This window comes from Candidatus Hydrogenedentota bacterium (assembly GCA_016791475.1).
Taxonomy (GTDB): Bacteria; Hydrogenedentota; Hydrogenedentia; order Hydrogenedentales; family JAEUWI01; genus JAEUWI01.
Window position 1 is genome coordinate 1 of record JAEUWI010000348.1, and the last position, 589, is coordinate 589.

The window sequence follows — 589 nt, forward strand, 5'->3', positions numbered from 1 at the left end:
GATCAGTCAGATCGCCGAGGATGAGGGCGAACTCGGCGGTGTGGTGTGCTTTGAGCTGGGCGACGACTTTTTTCAGCCAGGTGGTGCACTCCGGAGCGACGTGGTGGAGGTCGTTGAGGATCAAGAAATCGAAGGCGGAGGAGGATGCGGCGGCGGATGCGACGGCTCCCGGCCAGAACCCGGCGGCCAGCAAGGCCTGCGAACTCCAGCGGAGCATGGTGCGGCGGGAGACTGCTGGAATAGGCTTGAGCATGCACAGGCTTTAACGCTCCCGCCGGCCGTCAACAAGAGCAAAAAAAAGGGCGCACCGTGGTGGCGGTGCGCCCGTTGAATTCTGTTGGACCCGGCGGCTTAGTAGCGGTAGTGCTCGGGCTTGTAGGGACCGTCCTGCGAAACGCCAAGATATTTGGCCTGCTTGTCGGTCAGCTTCGTGAGCTTCACGCCGATTTTCTCGAGGTGGAGCCGGGCGACCTCTTCGTCCAGCTTTTTGGGCAGACGGTAGACCGCCACCTGGTAGCTGTCCCGGTTCTTCCAGAGGTCCAGCTGCGCCAGAACCTGATTCGAGAAGGAGTTGGACATCACGAAGCTC

General features: G+C 61.3%; 2 protein-coding genes. Both read right to left on the reverse strand.

The window, feature by feature from the left end:
• The coding region (locus JNK74_29610; GenBank protein ID MBL7650331.1) for a hypothetical protein at positions 1-253 on the reverse strand (253 nt) is incomplete at its 3' end.
• Positions 254-351: 98 nt separating this feature from the next.
• A partial coding sequence (locus JNK74_29615) for an adenosylhomocysteinase (protein ID MBL7650332.1) occupies positions 352-589 on the reverse strand: 238 nt, incomplete at its 5' end.